The following is a 16,312-nucleotide window of genomic DNA, read 5'->3' on the forward strand; positions in this document are numbered from 1 at the left end:
AGAGGTTTTTTGTTTTGGGCCAGGGAGCACGAAGGGAGGAACTATAATGGGTGTAGAACGTACTTATGCAGAAATTAATGCCCGTATTAAAGCAGGCAAGGCTGTGGTTCTCACAGCTGAAGAAGTGATTGGTAAGGTTCGGGAGCAGGGACTGACAAAGACCGCTGCCGAAGTCGATGTTGTCACCACAGGAACCTTTGGGCCTATGTGTTCATCGGGTGCTTTTTTGAACTTTGGCCATTCTTCACCACGTATGAGAATGACCAAAGTTTGGCTCAATAATGTACCGGCCTATACCGGTATTGCTGCGGTAGATGCTTATATTGGAGCTACCGAAATTTCTGAAGATGACCCGACCAATAGCAACTTTCCTGGGGAATTTCGCTATGGCGGTGGCCATGTGATAGAAGACTTAGTGGCCGGTAAAGCCATCAAATTAGAGGCAATATCCTATGGTACCGATTGTTACCCGCGTAAGGAAATCGCAACGACCCTTTCCTTGCAAGACCTGAACGAAGCAATTTTATTTAACCCTCGGAATGCTTACCAAAACTACAATTGTGCGGTCAATCTAAGTGACAAAACCATCCATACCTATATGGGGACCCTCAAACCCCATTTGGGTAATGCTAATTATTCTACCTCCGGTCAGCTAAGCCCGCTCATGAAGGACCCAAACTTTGCTACCATTGGCATTGGCACCCGTATTTTCTTGGGTGGCGGCGTTGGCTATGTGGTTTGGAATGGTACGCAGCATTTTCCTGGTTGGCTAAAGGATGAACAGGGTAATGTGGTAGGATCTGCAGGGGGAACCCTTTCGGTACTGGGAGATCTCAAACAAATGAAACCCCAATGGCTAAGGGGGGCTAGCTTCCAGGGATATGGTGCTACTTTGAATGTAGGTTTGGGTATTCCCATTCCCATATTGAATGAGGAAATCCTGCGCTTTGCTGCTTTATCCGATGAAGAACTGCATGCACCGGTGGTGGATTACAGTGAGAATTATCCCAATCGAATTGGTGGAAACCTTGGCTTAGTCAGTTATGCACAACTAAAGTCCGGTAAAATTACCGTGGAGGGTAAAGAAGTGCCGACAGCCCCTCTTTCCAGCTACCCAAAGGCCAGAGAGATTGCTGCTATGCTTAAAGAATGGATTCAAAAGGGCGATTTTCTCTTAGGTGAACCGTCACAGTTGCTTCCCGGCCCCAGTGCCGGCCTTAGTGGTAAAACCCTGGAGATTCGCTAACACATTGTTGTCTGACAAGCAATTTCAGAGCATTTTCAGAAAACGATAATGTTGCAGGCAGAAAAACTAAGCCAAGTTTTTCTAATAAGGAAAGGAGCGGGTCAAATGGCACCCCATAAAATAGTCCTGCGGTTTACCGCCACTACTTCGGACCAACCGATTATCTATCATTTGGTTAAGGATTACGACTTAGTGGTTAATATTGTTAAGGCCAAGATTAACCCTCATCTGGAAGGAACGATGGTTTTAGACCTGATTGGGGAAAAATATGAGGAAGGTATTGAGTACTTGCGTGGCCAGGGGATTACTGTACACCCCCTGACCCAGGAAGTAGTTCGTAACTACGATCGGTGCACCAATTGCGGTGCTTGCACGGGACACTGTCCGGCGGATGCACTGTATATGGAACGACCCTCGATGGAAGTACAATTTAATGGTGACCGTTGTGTGTTATGCCTGCAGTGCGTAAAGATTTGCCCTGTACGGGCCATGGAGGTCAGAATCTAATTGGACTATCTTGAGCGCAGCTACCGTACCTTGCACCACCAGGGAGACTTGATTCATTTTCAGGTGATGATTAAGGAAACCGATCTCGATATCGGAGTACGGCGAGAACGTTTTTCTCCGGAACTGGTAAGCTGGGTGGAAAACTTTATTAAAGAACAGCGGGCGCACTTGGAAGCCTATATTACGAGAGATCCTGACTTTAAGACCACCCTGGTGCCCCATGAGCTTTTAGCAGATGCCCCGGCGATTGCTGTGGAAATGGCTGGGGCAGCCCGCTTGGCCGGGGTTGGCCCTATGGCAGCGGTGGCCGGCACCTTTGCCCAGGTGGTGGGCAAAGCCGTGGTTAAGCGCTCCCGGGACGTGATTATAGAGAATGGCGGCGATATCTTTATGAAATCCGCCCGGCCCCGTAAGGTCGGTATTTTTGCCGGTAATTCGCCCTTTAGTCATAAAATTGCTTTAGAAATTCAGCCCAATCAAACCCCTTTGGGTATTTGCACTTCTTCGGGAACCGTGGGTCACTCCTTAAGTTTTGGTAAATCTGATGCCGTGATTATATTGGCGCCCTCTACTTCACTGGCCGATGCAGTGGCCACAGCGGCCGGAAATTTAGTGCAAAACGAGGAAGATGTGCAAAGGGCCGTAGATTATGCAGCCTCGATTCCCGGCGTCACTGGGGCCATTGTTATCAAAGGTGAAAGACTGGCTGCTTGGGGGCAGGTTAAAATAGTACCACAATAGCCAAGGGCTAATGGCTGGTGTATAATGGAAATAAAACCGAGGCGGTGCTAATCATGAAGAAACCAATTTGTCCCCTTTGTGATGTCGAAATGGGCGTCATTACATCTCCTGAAAGCCAGCAAAGCGAACCTCAGATATTCGCTTTTAACGAATTGGTGCGGAAGGAAGATGGAACCTACGGTGTAAATCCGGACCGGGGTTTGCCAGTGGTAGTTGCTCTCTGTGAGTCCTGCGGTTACCTGATGCCTTTTTCCGCACATAAAATGAATTTAGAATAGCATCATACATAAGCAAGATAATTGAAAGAATTTTGTTATGGCATTTTTAGGAAAACAAGGCTACAATAGAAGAAATACTTGCCGGGTAAGGAGGAAATGTCATGCATTTAACCATTAACGATATCCTAGATGTCGCAATCAAATCCGAAGAAAGCAGTTTCCAGTTCTACAATGAGATGGCTGGCAAAGCAAAAAACGATGAAACCACAAAGGTATTGAAAAAACTGGCCCAGGATGAAAAGGATCACCTGGAGTATCTCCTGTGGCTCAAGTCCGGGGAGCCTATTAATGAACAGGTTTACTTTGACGGTTTTGAGGAAGCGGGAGAATTAAATCCTGCTATGACTCCCAAAGAGGTTTTAGTAGTGGCTGTGGCCAGAGAGGGTGCAGCTGCCAAAATGTATCGCCAGATGGCCGATATCTTTAAAGCTACTCCCGACAAATATTTTGTCTTTGAACGGATGGCCCGGGAGGAAGATCACCACGCTGAAGCGGTGGCCAATATGTTAGAACAGTTTTAGTGGTTTTTCCTGCTAAAAGGATAATCTTAGTGAAAAACTCCTGCCAGTTGATACTGGCAGGAGTTTTTGTCTGGGCTTATGCTGTTTTCTTACGCCACAACTTCCTTGGCCACTTGTAAAGCGTACTCAATATCCTCAGCACACACATCCTTATGGGTGACCATACGAATGGTAGTGGGCCCAGAGGCACCGCATCTGACACCCCGTTCAGAGAGCAACCGGACGACATCGGCAGCCGATTGCCTGCCAATAACCTCAATAACGACAATGTTGGTTTGTACTTTTTCTAAGGCCACCCGTAATCCTGGCAACTGAGATAGGCCTTCCGCCAATCTACGGGCATTGGCATGATCCTCAGCCAATCGATCTATAGAATCTAAGGCCACTAAACCAGCAGCGGCTAAAATTCCTGCCTGCCGCATACCGCCACCTAAAGCTTTGCGATACTTCCTTGCCCGTTCAATAAACTCCTGGGTTCCTACCAGCAGGGAACCAACTGGTGCAGCCAGACCTTTGGAGAGGCAGAACATCAAAGAGTCACAGTGTTCTGCAAATACTTTGACATCTACCCCCAAGCCCACTGCGGCATTAAAAATACGGGCACCGTCTACATGGACCTTAAGTCCCCTGTCCCGGGCAATACTATACATTTCTCTCATGATCTCTGGAGAGAGAATAGTACCACCACCACGGTTAAAGGTGTTTTCCAAGCAAAGTAAGGAAGTATGCGGGAAATGGATATCCTGCAATCGCAAAGACTGTTTTAGTGCTGCGGGTCCATTTTCGCTAAGTAGGCCCGTTACCTGGCGGGTCTGGACTCCTGCCAACAGTGCAGGCCCCCCTACCTCATAGAAGTAAATGTGAGCTTCCGAATCTAAAATGATTTCGTCTCCCCGAGCTGTATGGGTGAGGACAGCAATTTGGTTAGCCATGGTACCTGAGGGAGTAAATAGAGCGGCCTGCTTTCCCAACAAAGAGGCAGCGGTTTCTTCCAGGCGTTTGACCGTAGGGTCTTCCCCGTAAACGTCGTCACCAACCTCTGCTGAAGCCATGGCTTGTCTCATTTCATCCGTAGGCAGTGTAATGGTGTCGCTACGCAGGTCTACAATTCTGATGATGATCAGCTCCTAATGATTTCTCATATTTATTTTCTTCAATTATACTACAGAATATTTGGCAGTAAATTATGTAAAAACCAAAGTCAGAATCCTCAGTCCGGATCAGTAAGCTATAATAGGGGAGGCATTTATATTATTTTAATTGGAGGAACGGTAAATGGCAGCAACAAACGTGAGTACCGTAAAGAATGTTACTGCGGACCCCTCTGCCCTTGGATTACTTGGTCTAGCCATGGTTACCCTGGTGGCGTCTTCTCAGAAGTTGGGATGGACTGAGGGGGTGGCTTTTGTGTTACCCTGGGCTATTTTTTTAGGAGCCTTTGCACAGCTTTTTGCTTCTATTCTTGATTTTAAAAAAGATAATGTGTTTGGAGCCACCGCCTTTGGGGGATATGCGTTTTTTTGGTTTGCAGTGGCTATGTCCTGGATGATCAAACTTGGTATGTTTGGTGAGGTGGCTGCCAAAACTGCAGATGGTCAACAACTTGGTTTTGCCTTTTTAGGGTATCTTATTTTTACTGTTTTTATGACCATTGGTGCCTTGGAAACTCATAAGGTATTATTTATTATTTTCTTGCTAATTGATTTGTTGTTCTTAGGGCTTACCTTAAGCACCTTTGGGATCTTTGAACACGTCTCCCACCAACTGGCAGCCTGGGCTGAATTTTTCATTGCTTTAACGTCTTTTTATGGATGTGGGGCGGCTGTGTTGAACGGCCATTTAGGCAGAGTTTTCTTACCCGTAGGCAAACCCTTTGGGATCCTGAAAAAATAAACCTAGGTGACAATAAGTCTGCTTGATTGCTGTTGTCTTTATAAGGAAAGGAGTGTCACAAAACTATTTTTTTGCGACACTCCCCGGGTACGATAAAAGTGCAAGGATCAACCGCAATTAACGGTTGTATATCTGCACTTATTTTTTATAATAAGAGGAACAAATGGTTCGACGTGGATTTCGCATCCGCAAAAAAGACAGTCGACCATCCCCCCTTATGAACTTGCTCATACGAAACAGCACTTTCTAATCTGGCAAAATGGCTGGTTCCCTTAAGGGAGAGGTGCGCATTGTCATGGAGTCTATTGGAGCATACCACCTGCCAGTGCTTAAATTGCTGCTCTCAATAAATTCCGACGCATTTATTACGCCAGAGTTAGTGCGATCTATTCCGTAACTGTTTTCATTAAAACAGGCCGACATTTTTACTGCCGGCCTGTTTTGCTATGTCTTTTATTTTTGATTTTTTAAAATTTACTTTGAGAAAAATTGCTTTTAACTTCGTTGTATAGAGTGTAGGAGCTTTTACAACGAAAGGGGGGGAACCATGAGGAACAGTGAAAATTATATAAGGCGCTTGAAAAATAGAGAAGAAGCTGCCCTGGAGTTTATCATGGATGAATTTTTTCCTTTGGTGAAGGGTATTGTCAGGCAGGTCTTGCTTCCCCTGGGAAGACGGGAACTGGTAGAGGAATGCATCAGTGATGTTTTCCTGGCTGTTTGGTATAATGCGGAAAAATTCAAAGGGGAAGGCGAAGAAGATTTTCGTAAATGGCTCTGCGCCATCGCTAAATACAAGGCCATTGATTTTTATCGTCGGGAAAGAAAATGTGTTGAAATTCCTGCTTCCGATCAGGAAAGCATGGACATGTTGCCGCCGCAAGCATCGGCTGAGGAGCAGATGCTTTTTAAAGAGAACACAAAGGAGATGAAAGAACTGCTGAACTCCTTTTCTGATACAGATCGCAGCATATTTATTATGAAATTTCTTTGGGGTATGTCTGCAGAAGAGATATCCAGGAAATTGGGACTGACAAAATCCGCGGTAGATAATCGTATTTACAGGAGCAAAAAAGAACTGCTAAAAGGTGTCCCGAGCTTTTAGAGAAGGGGGAATTAGCTAGTGAAAGATATTTATGAATATTTTAATGAAATAAATATTGACCCAAGTGAGTTGGCAGAGGTGGATGAGCTGGAAAAGGAGAGAGTCAAAAAAATGGTAAGAGAAAAGATTGCTAAAACCAGTCAGTCGGCTGAATTGAAGAAAGGGAGAAAAAGCAAGGCCATGGTGGCTGCAGTTGCTATCCTGCTGCTGGTTGGGAGTATCTCCGGTTTTGGTGTGGCTTTTCCTGCTTATGCCAAGGAAGTTCCTGTGGTAGGTGATATCTTCCGGTTTTTAGATGGCGGACGGACGGGAGTTTATGATTTATATCAAGAAAGTGCCTTGGATATTGATATGGTAAAAGCAGATAATGGCATTGAATTGACATTGAACCAAGGGGTCTATGACGGTAGAACCTTAGCCCTGACCTATACCATAAAAACCGAGGAGGATTTGGGCGAAAGTCCGCGGTTGGATAGTGACCTCCATGTTAGGGGAGTCAGTGGAATGTCCGGCAGTATGCAGTTAAAAAGGATCAACCCGGGTGTCTATGTGGGGCAAAGCAATTATAGCTTTGTCAGCGAAGAAGAAACCCGGGAGGCGCTCTCTTTCCGCTGGCATGTTGCTGGTATAACAAAGGATGAAAGAGCAGGGCAAGAAATTAAGACCAAAGCCTGTAATCTGAATTACAGCGTAGCTTTAAAAACGTTGGCCTATAAAGTGGTAACTATTGAGAAAAATCAAGCTAGGGTTCAGAATGTGGCTGTTAGCGTAAGTCGTCTCTCCCTAACCCCAATTAATACCATTCTGTACTACTCGGAGATCAGCCCTAACAATCTGTCCAGAGCGGTGCAGTTGAATTGGCAGATCAAGGACGATTTAGGCAATGTCTATGAGTATGAAGGGAATGGCGGGCAGGGTCAAGTTGGAGATGAAACAACGGAAATGGAATATAGCATCACCTTTAAACCCCTTGATCCTAAAGCGAAAACCCTGTTGATCACACCGACCTTGAAACTGGCTCCTACCCAGGGTGGTGGTGTGACAATTGATGAAACCGGCAAGGAAACCCAGCTGAAGAGCGAAGGGTTGCCGGAGGGGGTCACCGCCGGGGAGTGGACGATGAAACAGATTATCGTAGACCTCAGCGCCGTGAAATAAAACTAGCAGGCTACCTGAAAAAACAATGGGACAGGGATATTGTTTCAGAAAACATAATCCCTGTCCCATTGTTTTGGCAAAAGTCTTATTTAAACTAACCAAGCTACTCTTTTTTACTATCCTGTTCTGATGATTCTGCTGGAGGATTGGTAGAAAGAGTTTCTTCAGCAGCCTCACTAGGGCTGTCCTCTACGGGAACTTCCTCCTCCTGACGTTTTAATGCTTCGGGAGGTAACTCCACCACTTTCACATTATCCTCAATGGGCTGACGGTTTAAGTCTTCGTCTTGGCGGTTTAGATTTTCTGGTTCCACGGTTTCACCTCTATTCTTTCCTTTCATTTTTTCCAGTAGATTTTCTCCTAAATCCATGGTGAAATTGCCTAAATCCTTAGTCCTGCTCTCTAACTCCTCGACAGTTTTGTGGCTAATTTCCTTGGTTTTGCTGCTTAGTTCTTTGGTTATTTGAACGGTATTTTCCCACAGTTGACTGGTACTGTCCTTAAGCTGCTTAACGGTTTCTTGCAGTCCTCCATCACTTTTTACTAAGTTTTCAGCAGCATTGTCCGAGGTGACAATGAGTTCTTTGCCAATGGTTTTAACAAAATTAATATCTAAGAAGGTTTTTCCTTTCATCAAACTGTTTAGTAAAGTACCTGTAACCTCCAGCCCTACGATGTTACCGTTTGTTTCATCCACATAGTATTCATCCACCACACCCAATTGGGCCCCGGTTTCTGCCAATACCTTACAACCAATTACCCCCATTTTATCTTTAAATAGCTTAAGAATATCTGGCAGACTGGCCCCCTTTTCCACCAGAGCACTCTGATCGAGGGTAATGGCGTCTGCGCCTACACTACGCACCTTGCCGTAGGGAGCAAATTTTTGCTCGCTGAACCAACCTTTTTGTTCTATGATCAGGGCGGCAACCTTTTGTCCCACAGGGTCTACCACTAATCCTTTGACAGTTCCCAACTGCTGGCCTTCGGCAAGGCTGATTACTGGCATACCGATAAACTTTTTGCTCTTGCGCACCTTTAAGGCCCCCTTTAGCCCAAGCTTTTTATAACATCTTTATGCCTTGGGCTTGTTTGATATGACCAAAAATAGGGAATAATAGAGGCAGTGAAAAAATTTTCTTATCTTTTATCAGGAGGTTAACCATCATGGCGGATGCAGGTTTGAATGCCAAGCTAAGGGAAGGGCGCACTAAATCTAGTCGTAAGCAGCTTCGTGACAGTGGTGCTGTTCCCGGTGTGATGTACGGGAAGCAGATGGGCAAAGGCTCCATGGCCATATCTGTGGACGCTAAGGAATTAAAACAGATTCTTAGCTCGGTAAGTGGTCGTAATACCTTAATTAAGATGAATGTTGCTGGTAGCAAACAGACGGTTATGGTCAAGAGTCTGCAAATGGACCCATTGCACCATCATATACGGCATGTTGATTTTCAACAGATATCCGAGGATAGCAAAATCCGCACCGTAATACCCATTCATTTGGTGGGAACACCGAAAGGCGTAGCCTTGGGCGGTGTCATTCAACATGATTTGCGCAGTGCAGAAATTGAATGTCTGCCGAGTCAGATTCCCGATGCCATTGAAGTGGATATTTGTGAGATGGAGATTGGTGATGCTATACAGGTAAATGATTTGCAGGTTCCGTCAGGGGTTAAACTTCTGGATCATCCCCACACCACCGTGGTAGGGGTTGCCACGATGAAAGCCCCAGAGCCTGCCGGTCAGCCTGAAGTACCACCAGAGCCCATAGAAGAAGCAAAAGCGAAGACTATCGAGAAAGAATAAGAGAACGTTGCTGCAGCTGTGGGTTGTCCTCAAAGGGCAACCCACAGCCTGTTGGTATGTCCGTGTCAGCCAAGAGAAGCAGGTTAAAAAACAAATTAGATGAGGACCTATGGCTAAAACAACGCCTTTATGGAATAACCGTAGCTAAATGCTGATAATTTTTATTAGCAGGATTCACTATTGCGTCTCAAGGGACAATTGAAGTACAATACCTTCGTTAAGGGAGGTATATGGCATGAAAATAATTGTCGGCCTGGGTAACCCCGGTGCGGAGTATGCCCAAACCAGGCATAATATAGGATTTATGATCGTGGACGGCCTGGCCAAAGAGTTAGGCGTGTCCTTGGATAAAAATCAGCACAAAGCCCGGGTAGGGCAAGCTCATGTGGGTAGGGAAAAGGTGATTTTGGTTAAGCCCCAGACCTATATGAACCTTAGTGGACAGGCAGTGGTGGCCTTAATGAATTGGTACAAATTGTCCCCGGAGGATTTGTTGGTAATTTCTGATGATATGGATTTGCCTATTGGGCACGTAAGAATCCGTAAAAACGGTAGTGCCGGGGGACAGAAAGGGCTCAAGAATATTATTGAACTGCTGGGCACTCAGGAATTCAGCCGTATGCGGGTAGGCATCGGCAGGCCCGAGCATGGGACTGTGGACCACGTATTAGGTAAAATAACCAATGCGGAAGCTGAACAAATGGCCCCCGCCCTGGCCAACGCCATCGAGGCTGTGAAAGTATGGGCCTTGGAAGGAACTGCTGCTGCCATGAATAGGTTTAATACCAAAAAGGAGAAGCAGGATAGGCGAAAGGCTGTTGAAAAGACAGGGACGGTGGCGGGCCAGCCGGAGGAAGAGTAGGCTTTTTGGTTTAAAAATATCACCAATAAAAAGCACGCAAACGTTAGCACAAAATAAAGCCGCTGGTCGACTGCTGACGGCCAATGGAGGTACTTACACTGGTAGACACACTCGCCATGCCCAATCTAACCCTCGTGCTGCTTGCTACACTGCTGGCGGGGGGAACAAGCTGGTTATTGAACGGAAAGATCCGGACTGCGTCAGGGAATCAGGGGAAGGGACTTGTTTTTCTTACCCCTCTGGTAGAGGAAGCAGCGAAGAGCCTGTGGGCGGTGACCCTGGGGGCATCTTTGGTTTGGACACACCTGGGCTTTGGTCTTTTGGAAGGAGTACTGGAGATCAAGCGTCGGGGAAGCCGGGGTATAGCCGCTGGCTGGGTTGCGTTAGCCGCCCATAGTTTGTTTGGTATCATTACCTACAGCGTTACTCGAAGTTGGGGGCTGTTCCCTGCCTTGGCAGTAGCTTATTTGTCTCATGCGGCCTGGAATATGGTAGTGGTTTACTACAGTGGCCGCAAAGGGACTGCTTGACGAAGAAACAATAACTAGGATATAATTTGCCAACGTAGAGACATATACTATATACCAGAAAATCGCCTGGTGGAGAACCGGAGGAATTACAACCCTCCCTAAGATCCTACCAGGCCAATACTGTTTACTCGGGAAAAGAAAAACCGGCCGTCAGCCCTTGGCTATAAAAAACAAAGTCTGCAGATTGATAGAGTTGACATAGTTAGCTAGCAATTGAAAGGTTAGTATTTTAAAAGCCAAAGGCTAATGTCCAAAGACTGGTTAGTAATGATCAATTATGTTAGTTTAACAATAGGAGTGACAATGAAAGGTTTACTAAGACCCCTTGAGTCTACAATTGAATATCAAAAACTGCTGCAGGGACTAGAGAAAGGGTTTGACCAACAACTGGTGTTTGGACTGACCGGTTCCCAGCGTAGCTATCTATTTGCCGGGTTGAGCCATACCCGGCCTTCGGTGTTGGTGGTAACCCCCGGTGAAGCTGAGGCTGCCAACTTGGTGGATGATCTCACGTCCCTGTTACCCGGTGCTTCTATCCAACCCTTTCCGGTATGGCAAATGCTGCCCTACCAGGTGTTAGCTCACAGCAACGAAGTACTGGCCCAACGTTTGCGGGTATTGGAACTTTTGACTGCCGGGGAATCGGTGGTGGTGGTTACTTCGGTGGAGGCTTTGCTGCGTCGCTTATCTCCTCCGGAGGTGTTTCGCCGAGCCAAGATCGGCTTGTCTCTGGGTGAGCGGGTAGATTTGGAAAAATTACGCCGGGATTTTGTGGATCTCGGTTATGAACGGGTAGATTTGGTAGAAAGCCCCGGCCAATTTTCCAGCCGGGGTGGCATCATAGATGTCTATTCTATGACCGCCGCCGCCCCGGTGAGAATCGAATTCTTTGATGATGAAGTGGATTCCATCCGTCATTTTGATGTGGCTACTCAACGATCGCTGGATAAATTGAAACATATTTCAATTACTCCCTGTCGGGAACTGGTAATAACCCAGGAGGCTTGGCAGCGGTGTGAGGAAACCTACCAGACAGAGTATAAGAATCACCTCAAGAAATTGCAACGAACCAGTTCTGTGGATGCTGTACACCAGTTATCTGTACAGGGTGCCATGACCCTGGAGCAAATTAAAAATAAAGCTCCCTTTGGGAGCCAGGAGCAGCTGCAAGCCTACTTTTATGCAGAGCCAGTAAGTTTAGTGGATTATTTTTACGAAAAACCCTTACTGCTGGTGGATGATCCTATTCGCTTTAAAGAAGTGGCGGAGAACATTCTCAAAGAACGAAATGAAACTTACACAGATTTACTGGCCAAGGGCAAAATACTGCCCGGGTATTTTAATAGTTACCTAGACTGGCGACAACTTCTGGCCCCGCTGGAACGAACCCAGGGTATTTATTGTTCCTTTTTGCCCCGACATCCTCAATATTTAACACCACAGAGCGTTGTTAACTTTCCGGCCAAGGCCATGCACAGCTTTTTGGGTCATGCCGAGGTGTTGGCGGATGAAATTCGGCACTGGCGTCGCCGGGGCTACGCGGTGGTCCTATTGGTGTCTGCAGATGAGCGGGCAGCCAATCTATTAAGGCTGCTCAAGGATGCTAAAATTGATGCCTTTCGGGTCAAAGGTCTGGACAATGAGGTGCGGGAAGGGAATGTGGTTATTACCGTAGGCAATTTAGCCAACGGTTTTGAACTCATCTCCGCCCGCTTGGTGGTTATTACCGATGCGGAAATTTTTGGTCAACGAAAAAAGGCCCGGAAACATCGCAGCCGTTCCGATGCTAAAATGGAGCCCTTGGCTGATTTAAAGGCCGGCGATTATGTGGTCCATGTCAACCATGGCATTGGGCGCTACCTGGGCATCATCACCCTGGATATTGGGGGGTTACAAAAGGACTACCTGCAGCTACAGTATGCCGGGGAAGATAAGCTCTACGTTCCCACCGACCAGGTGGGTCTGCTGCAGAAATACTTAGGTGCCGAGGCAGACCATCCTAAGCTATCGCGTTTGGGAGGTACAGAATGGTCTAAGGCCAAAGCCAAAGTGCGGGAAGCCGTTAAGGACATGGCCCAGGAATTGCTGGAGCTGTACGCCTCCCGCCAGACCGTGCAGGGTTATACCTTTTCGCCGGATACGCCGTGGCAAGGTGAATTTGAGGCACTCTTCCCCTACGAAGAAACGCCGGATCAACTGCGAGCTATAACCGAAGTAAAAAGAGATATGGAGAAATTGCAGCCTATGGACCGGCTGCTTTGCGGTGATGTGGGTTATGGCAAAACCGAGGTGGCCCTGCGGGCTGCCTTTAAAGCGGTTATGGATAACAAACAGGCAGCTGTGCTGGTGCCCACTACCATTCTGGCCCAGCAGCATTACAATACCTTCCGGGAGCGTTTTGCTAATTATCCGATACGGATTGAGATGTTGTCCCGTTTTCGTACGCCTAAGGAGCAGCGCCAGGTACTGGCCGGCCTAGCCATTGGTGAAGTGGATATTGTCATTGGGACCCATCGCTTGGTACAGGATGATATTCTCTTTAAAGATTTGGGCTTGCTAGTGGTGGATGAAGAGCAGCGTTTTGGTGTCAGTCATAAGGAAAGATTGAAACAAATGCGCAAGAATGTGGATGTCCTGACTCTGACAGCCACTCCTATTCCTCGTACCCTGCATATGTCATTGGTGGGGGTGCGGGATACCAGTGTGTTGGAAACTCCTCCGGAGGAGCGTTTCCCGGTACAGACCTATGTACTGGAGGAGGATCCAGTGTTAATCCGTGAAGCACTCCGACGGGAAATGAATCGTGGCGGCCAGGTTTATTTTGTTCACAATCGAGTGGTGGATTTGGACCGGCTGGCTGGTTGGCTCCAGAGTTTGGTACCGGAGGCCCGAATTGCTGTGGCCCATGGTCAAATGAAGGAAGATGAACTGGAGCAGATTATGCTGGAATTTATGGATGGGGAATATGACGTGTTGGTTTGTACCACCATCGTGGAGACCGGCCTGGATATTACTAATGTCAATACATTAATTGTTAAAGAAGCCGATCATTTTGGTTTGTCCCAGCTTTATCAATTAAGAGGCAGGGTCGGGAGAACGAATCGTTTAGCCTATGCTTATTTTCTCTTCCGTCGGGATAAAGTGTTAACAGAGGTCAGCGAGCGGCGTTTATCCGCCATCCGCGAGTTTACGGAGTTTGGCTCTGGTTTTAAGATTGCTATGAGAGATTTGGAAATCCGAGGGGCGGGTAATATATTGGGAGCCCAACAGCATGGACATATCGCTGAGGTAGGTTTTGATCTCTACTGTCGTCTGTTGGAGGAAGCAGTGCAGGAAGCTCGGGGAGAGAAAGTGGAACAGGTGGTGGATACCTCGGTAGAGCTGCCGGTGGAAGCCTACATCGCTGATTCCTATGTACCAGACGCCAACCAGAAGGTAGAATTATATCGTCGTTTGGCCGCTATGAAAGAACCAATAGAAGTAGACGATTTGGCGGAAGAATTGGTGGATCGATACGGCGATTTGCCGGAAAGTGTTCAGGCTTTGTTGCAAGTAGCCCAGCTAAAAATTCTGGGTCGGCAGCTTAAAATTAAGAGTATCAGCCGTAATCAGGGAGCCTATCGGTTATTGTTTGCCCCAGAAGCCCCCCTGGATGGAGAAAAGTTGGTAGCAGTAAGTGAAAAATATAAAAATAACGTTAAGTATCATACTTCGGTCGATGGTTTTGAGATGAAACTCCTAAGCAAGGACAAGGGAGAGGTGGGGTTAAGAAAACTGGAGCAGTTAAGGAGCTTTTTGGGCCGGCTGAAATAACTTGCCGGTCCTTCTGGTTACGGTGTATAATTGCACTATTATGCAAAAGGAGGTCTCGGTTAAGTGAAAAAAATAATTTCCCTTGGATTGACCATGCTGCTCGTATTTGCATTATTGAGCGGCTGTGCCAATAATAAGGCCAATGTTGTGGCTACCGTTAATGGTAAGGAAATCTCCCGCACAGAACTGGACAAGCGTGTTAATTTCACCATAGAAAGCTACAAGATGCAAGGACTTGATTTAACCACGAAAGAGAACAGTGCCATGCGTCAGCAGTTGGAGCAAGGTGAGTTGGAAAAACTAATTCAAGATACCCTGTTGTTGCAGGAAGCAGAAAAACAAAAAGTCACCCCTTCTAAGGAAGAAATTGATAATAATATCAAACAAGTTAAAGAGAGCTACGGCAAGGAAGAAGAATTTAAAAAGGCTTTGGAACAGTTTAAGTTAACTGAACAGGACTTCCGGGAATTGGTTGTTGCAGAAGCAGCCAAGAAAAACCTGTATGACAAGGTTACTGCCGATGTGAAAAAGCCCACGGAAGAGGAAATTAGTAAATTTTATAACCAACACAAAGGGGCAGAACCCATTGGTACCCCCGAGCGCTTGGAAGTAAAACATATGTTGTTTGCCATCGACAGCACACAGCAGGGTGTACCCAAGCGCACTGATCAAGAAGCTTTGGCAGCGGCCAAGTTAGCCCTGGCTGAAGTTACCCAAAAGGGCCGTGAATTTGCATCCGTGGCCAGGGAAGTGTCCGATGACCTGGGTACCCGGGAGAATGGTGGCAGCTACACCATTGATAAAGGTGCTGGTACCACCGACCCAGCCTTTGAAAAGGCTGCTGTGGCTTTACAGCCTGGTCAAGTTACCAAGGAGCCTGTAAAGAGTTCTTACGGGTATCATTTAATTAAATTAGAGAAGGTTACTCCGGCTACCCAAAAGCCTTTAGAGGAGGTAAAAGATTTAATTGCCTCTCAATTAGAGGGGGAAGCAAAGCAAGCCAAATTCTCCCAATTCATTAGTGATTTGCAGAAAAATGCTAAGATAGACAACAAATTAGCCCCAAAATCAGGGGATTCGTCAAAAAAATAGCTGTTAACCCAAAACCCGAAAATAAAGTTCAAACGATGGAAAATTATGAATAACACCTTCCCTCCCGTTATATACTATCAATGAAAGTTAATCCGCGTAGATTATGCAGAAAAGGAGGGAAGGAAACCTATATGAAAGCAACGGGTATTGTTCGTCGTATTGACGATTTAGGTCGAGTTGTTATACCAAAAGAAATAAGAAGAACTTTGAGGATTCGTGAAGGTGACCCCCTGGAGATCTTTGTTGACAGGGAAGGTGAGGTCATTCTCAAAAAGTACTCACCTATCGGCGAGCTGGGTGATTTTGCCAAAGAATATGCCGATTCGCTATATGAAGCCCTTGGACACATAGCTTGCATTGCAGATCGGGATACCATCATTGCCGTGGCCGGGGCTCCGAAAAAAGAATTTATCAACAAACCCATTGGCCCTAATGTGGAAAAAGTAATGGAAGATCGCAAAGCTGTTGTTATCAATAATCCTGGTAACGATCCTCACTGTAAGGAGTGCGGCATTACAGAGGACGGCGAATGCAAATATTCTTCAGAGGTCATTGCTCCGATCATTTCCGAAGGCGATCCAATTGGCGCAGTTATCCTGGCCTCCAAGGACCCCGATACGAAAATGGGGGAAATGGAACTTAAGTTGGCCGAAACAGCCGCTGGTTTTCTCGCCAAACAAATGGAACAATAACAAACGAAGAAAATGGGCCGAAAGGCCCCTTTTTTTGTGCTAAAGATATTTTCTTTGGGGTCTTGCTT

The 16,312-nt window shown here is 46.5% G+C and carries 16 protein-coding genes; 14 read left to right on the top strand and 2 right to left on the bottom strand.

The window, feature by feature from the left end:
• Positions 1 to 46 precede the first annotated feature (46 nt).
• The 5 genes from BUA78_RS07585 to BUA78_RS07605 all read left to right on the top strand — a co-directional run bounded on the left by BUA78_RS07585 (position 47) and on the right by BUA78_RS07605 (position 3,293).
• Entirely contained in the window at positions 47 to 1,246 is a 1,200-nt protein-coding gene (locus tag BUA78_RS07585) for a homocysteine biosynthesis protein (RefSeq protein ID WP_072912740.1), read from the top strand.
• A 105-nt stretch (positions 1,247 to 1,351) separates the two neighbouring features.
• The gene (locus BUA78_RS07590; protein WP_072912743.1) at positions 1,352 to 1,753 is read left to right on the top strand and encodes an NIL domain-containing protein; all 402 of its coding nucleotides are present in this window, start codon (positions 1,352 to 1,354) and stop codon (positions 1,751 to 1,753) included.
• Positions 1,754 to 2,494 carry a UPF0280 family protein gene (locus BUA78_RS07595; RefSeq protein ID WP_072912746.1) on the top strand — a complete coding sequence of 247 codons (741 nt, stop codon included), beginning with the start codon at positions 1,754 to 1,756 and terminating at the stop codon, positions 2,492 to 2,494.
• Between the two features lie 53 nt (positions 2,495 to 2,547).
• A complete protein-coding gene (locus tag BUA78_RS07600) occupies positions 2,548 to 2,772 on the top strand; it encodes a hypothetical protein (RefSeq protein WP_072912872.1) in 225 nt (74 codons plus the stop codon).
• A gap of 101 nt (positions 2,773 to 2,873) precedes the next feature.
• A complete protein-coding gene (locus tag BUA78_RS07605; protein ID WP_072912749.1) occupies positions 2,874 to 3,293 on the top strand; it encodes a ferritin-like domain-containing protein in 420 nt (139 codons plus the stop codon).
• A gap of 89 nt (positions 3,294 to 3,382) precedes the next feature.
• On the opposite strand, the gene ltaE is transcribed toward BUA78_RS07605, so the two are convergent.
• Complete coding sequence (ltaE, locus tag BUA78_RS07610; RefSeq protein WP_139257290.1) at positions 3,383 to 4,414, bottom strand: low-specificity L-threonine aldolase; 1,032 nt, start codon at positions 4,412 to 4,414, stop codon at positions 3,383 to 3,385.
• Positions 4,415 to 4,568: 154 nt separating this feature from the next.
• Between ltaE and BUA78_RS07615 the strand changes: the two genes are divergently transcribed.
• The 3 genes from BUA78_RS07615 (at position 4,569) to BUA78_RS07625 (ending at position 7,449) form a co-directional block, all read left to right on the top strand.
• A complete protein-coding gene (locus tag BUA78_RS07615) occupies positions 4,569 to 5,186 on the top strand; it encodes an acetate uptake transporter (protein ID WP_072912755.1) in 618 nt (205 codons plus the stop codon).
• Between the two features lie 547 nt (positions 5,187 to 5,733).
• Positions 5,734 to 6,291, top strand: a complete 558-nt coding sequence (locus tag BUA78_RS07620) for a sigma-70 family RNA polymerase sigma factor (RefSeq protein ID WP_072912758.1) — start codon at positions 5,734 to 5,736, stop codon at positions 6,289 to 6,291.
• Between the two features lie 18 nt (positions 6,292 to 6,309).
• Positions 6,310 to 7,449 (top strand): DUF4179 domain-containing protein, encoded by a 1,140-nt coding sequence (locus tag BUA78_RS07625; protein ID WP_072912760.1) that lies wholly within the window; start codon positions 6,310 to 6,312, stop codon positions 7,447 to 7,449.
• Between the two features lie 103 nt (positions 7,450 to 7,552).
• On the opposite strand, the gene BUA78_RS07630 is transcribed toward BUA78_RS07625, so the two are convergent.
• Positions 7,553 to 8,485: a PRC-barrel domain-containing protein gene (locus BUA78_RS07630; RefSeq protein WP_072912763.1), complete on the bottom strand. Its 933-nt coding sequence runs from the start codon at positions 8,483 to 8,485 to the stop codon at positions 7,553 to 7,555.
• A gap of 131 nt (positions 8,486 to 8,616) precedes the next feature.
• Here BUA78_RS07630 and BUA78_RS07635 point away from each other — a divergent pair, with 131 nt between their 5' ends.
• From BUA78_RS07635 to spoVT, 6 genes are all read left to right on the top strand, one after another.
• Entirely contained in the window at positions 8,617 to 9,255 is a 639-nt protein-coding gene (locus tag BUA78_RS07635) for a 50S ribosomal protein L25 (RefSeq protein ID WP_072912765.1), read from the top strand.
• A gap of 235 nt (positions 9,256 to 9,490) precedes the next feature.
• Positions 9,491 to 10,117: an aminoacyl-tRNA hydrolase gene (pth, locus tag BUA78_RS07640; protein ID WP_072912768.1), complete on the top strand. Its 627-nt coding sequence runs from the start codon at positions 9,491 to 9,493 to the stop codon at positions 10,115 to 10,117.
• A 176-nt stretch (positions 10,118 to 10,293) separates the two neighbouring features.
• Complete coding sequence (locus tag BUA78_RS07645) at positions 10,294 to 10,647, top strand: hypothetical protein (RefSeq protein WP_238456757.1); 354 nt, start codon at positions 10,294 to 10,296, stop codon at positions 10,645 to 10,647.
• 303 nt (positions 10,648 to 10,950) lie between these two features.
• On the top strand, positions 10,951 to 14,460 hold the full coding sequence (gene mfd, locus BUA78_RS07650; protein ID WP_072912774.1) for a transcription-repair coupling factor: 3,510 nt from the start codon (positions 10,951 to 10,953) through the stop codon (positions 14,458 to 14,460).
• A gap of 63 nt (positions 14,461 to 14,523) precedes the next feature.
• Positions 14,524 to 15,552 (top strand): peptidylprolyl isomerase, encoded by a 1,029-nt coding sequence (locus BUA78_RS07655; protein WP_238456758.1) that lies wholly within the window; start codon positions 14,524 to 14,526, stop codon positions 15,550 to 15,552.
• Between the two features lie 131 nt (positions 15,553 to 15,683).
• Positions 15,684 to 16,244: a stage V sporulation protein T gene (gene spoVT / locus BUA78_RS07660; RefSeq protein ID WP_003540675.1), complete on the top strand. Its 561-nt coding sequence runs from the start codon at positions 15,684 to 15,686 to the stop codon at positions 16,242 to 16,244.
• Positions 16,245 to 16,312: the final 68 nt, after the last annotated feature.

The sequence above is a fragment of the Desulforamulus aeronauticus DSM 10349 genome (genome assembly GCF_900142375.1).
In the GTDB taxonomy this organism is placed as follows: domain Bacteria; phylum Bacillota; class Desulfotomaculia; order Desulfotomaculales; family Desulfotomaculaceae; genus Desulfotomaculum; species Desulfotomaculum aeronauticum.

What these genes read in the sequence shown, in the direction of transcription:
- BUA78_RS07585 (WP_072912740.1), top strand. Translation starts at nt 47, where the DNA reads ATGGGTGTAGAACGTACTTATGCAGAAATTAATGCCCGTATTAAAGCA.
- BUA78_RS07590 (WP_072912743.1), top strand. Translation starts at nt 1,352, where the DNA reads ATGGCACCCCATAAAATAGTCCTGCGGTTTACCGCCACTACTTCGGAC.
- BUA78_RS07600 (WP_072912872.1), top strand. Translation starts at nt 2,548, where the DNA reads ATGAAGAAACCAATTTGTCCCCTTTGTGATGTCGAAATGGGCGTCATT.
- BUA78_RS07605 (WP_072912749.1), top strand. Translation starts at nt 2,874, where the DNA reads ATGCATTTAACCATTAACGATATCCTAGATGTCGCAATCAAATCCGAA.
- BUA78_RS07615 (WP_072912755.1), top strand. Translation starts at nt 4,569, where the DNA reads ATGGCAGCAACAAACGTGAGTACCGTAAAGAATGTTACTGCGGACCCC.
- BUA78_RS07620 (WP_072912758.1), top strand. Translation starts at nt 5,734, where the DNA reads ATGAGGAACAGTGAAAATTATATAAGGCGCTTGAAAAATAGAGAAGAA.
- BUA78_RS07635 (WP_072912765.1), top strand. Translation starts at nt 8,617, where the DNA reads ATGGCGGATGCAGGTTTGAATGCCAAGCTAAGGGAAGGGCGCACTAAA.
- pth (WP_072912768.1), top strand. Translation starts at nt 9,491, where the DNA reads ATGAAAATAATTGTCGGCCTGGGTAACCCCGGTGCGGAGTATGCCCAA.
- mfd (WP_072912774.1), top strand. Translation starts at nt 10,951, where the DNA reads ATGAAAGGTTTACTAAGACCCCTTGAGTCTACAATTGAATATCAAAAA.
- spoVT (WP_003540675.1), top strand. Translation starts at nt 15,684, where the DNA reads ATGAAAGCAACGGGTATTGTTCGTCGTATTGACGATTTAGGTCGAGTT.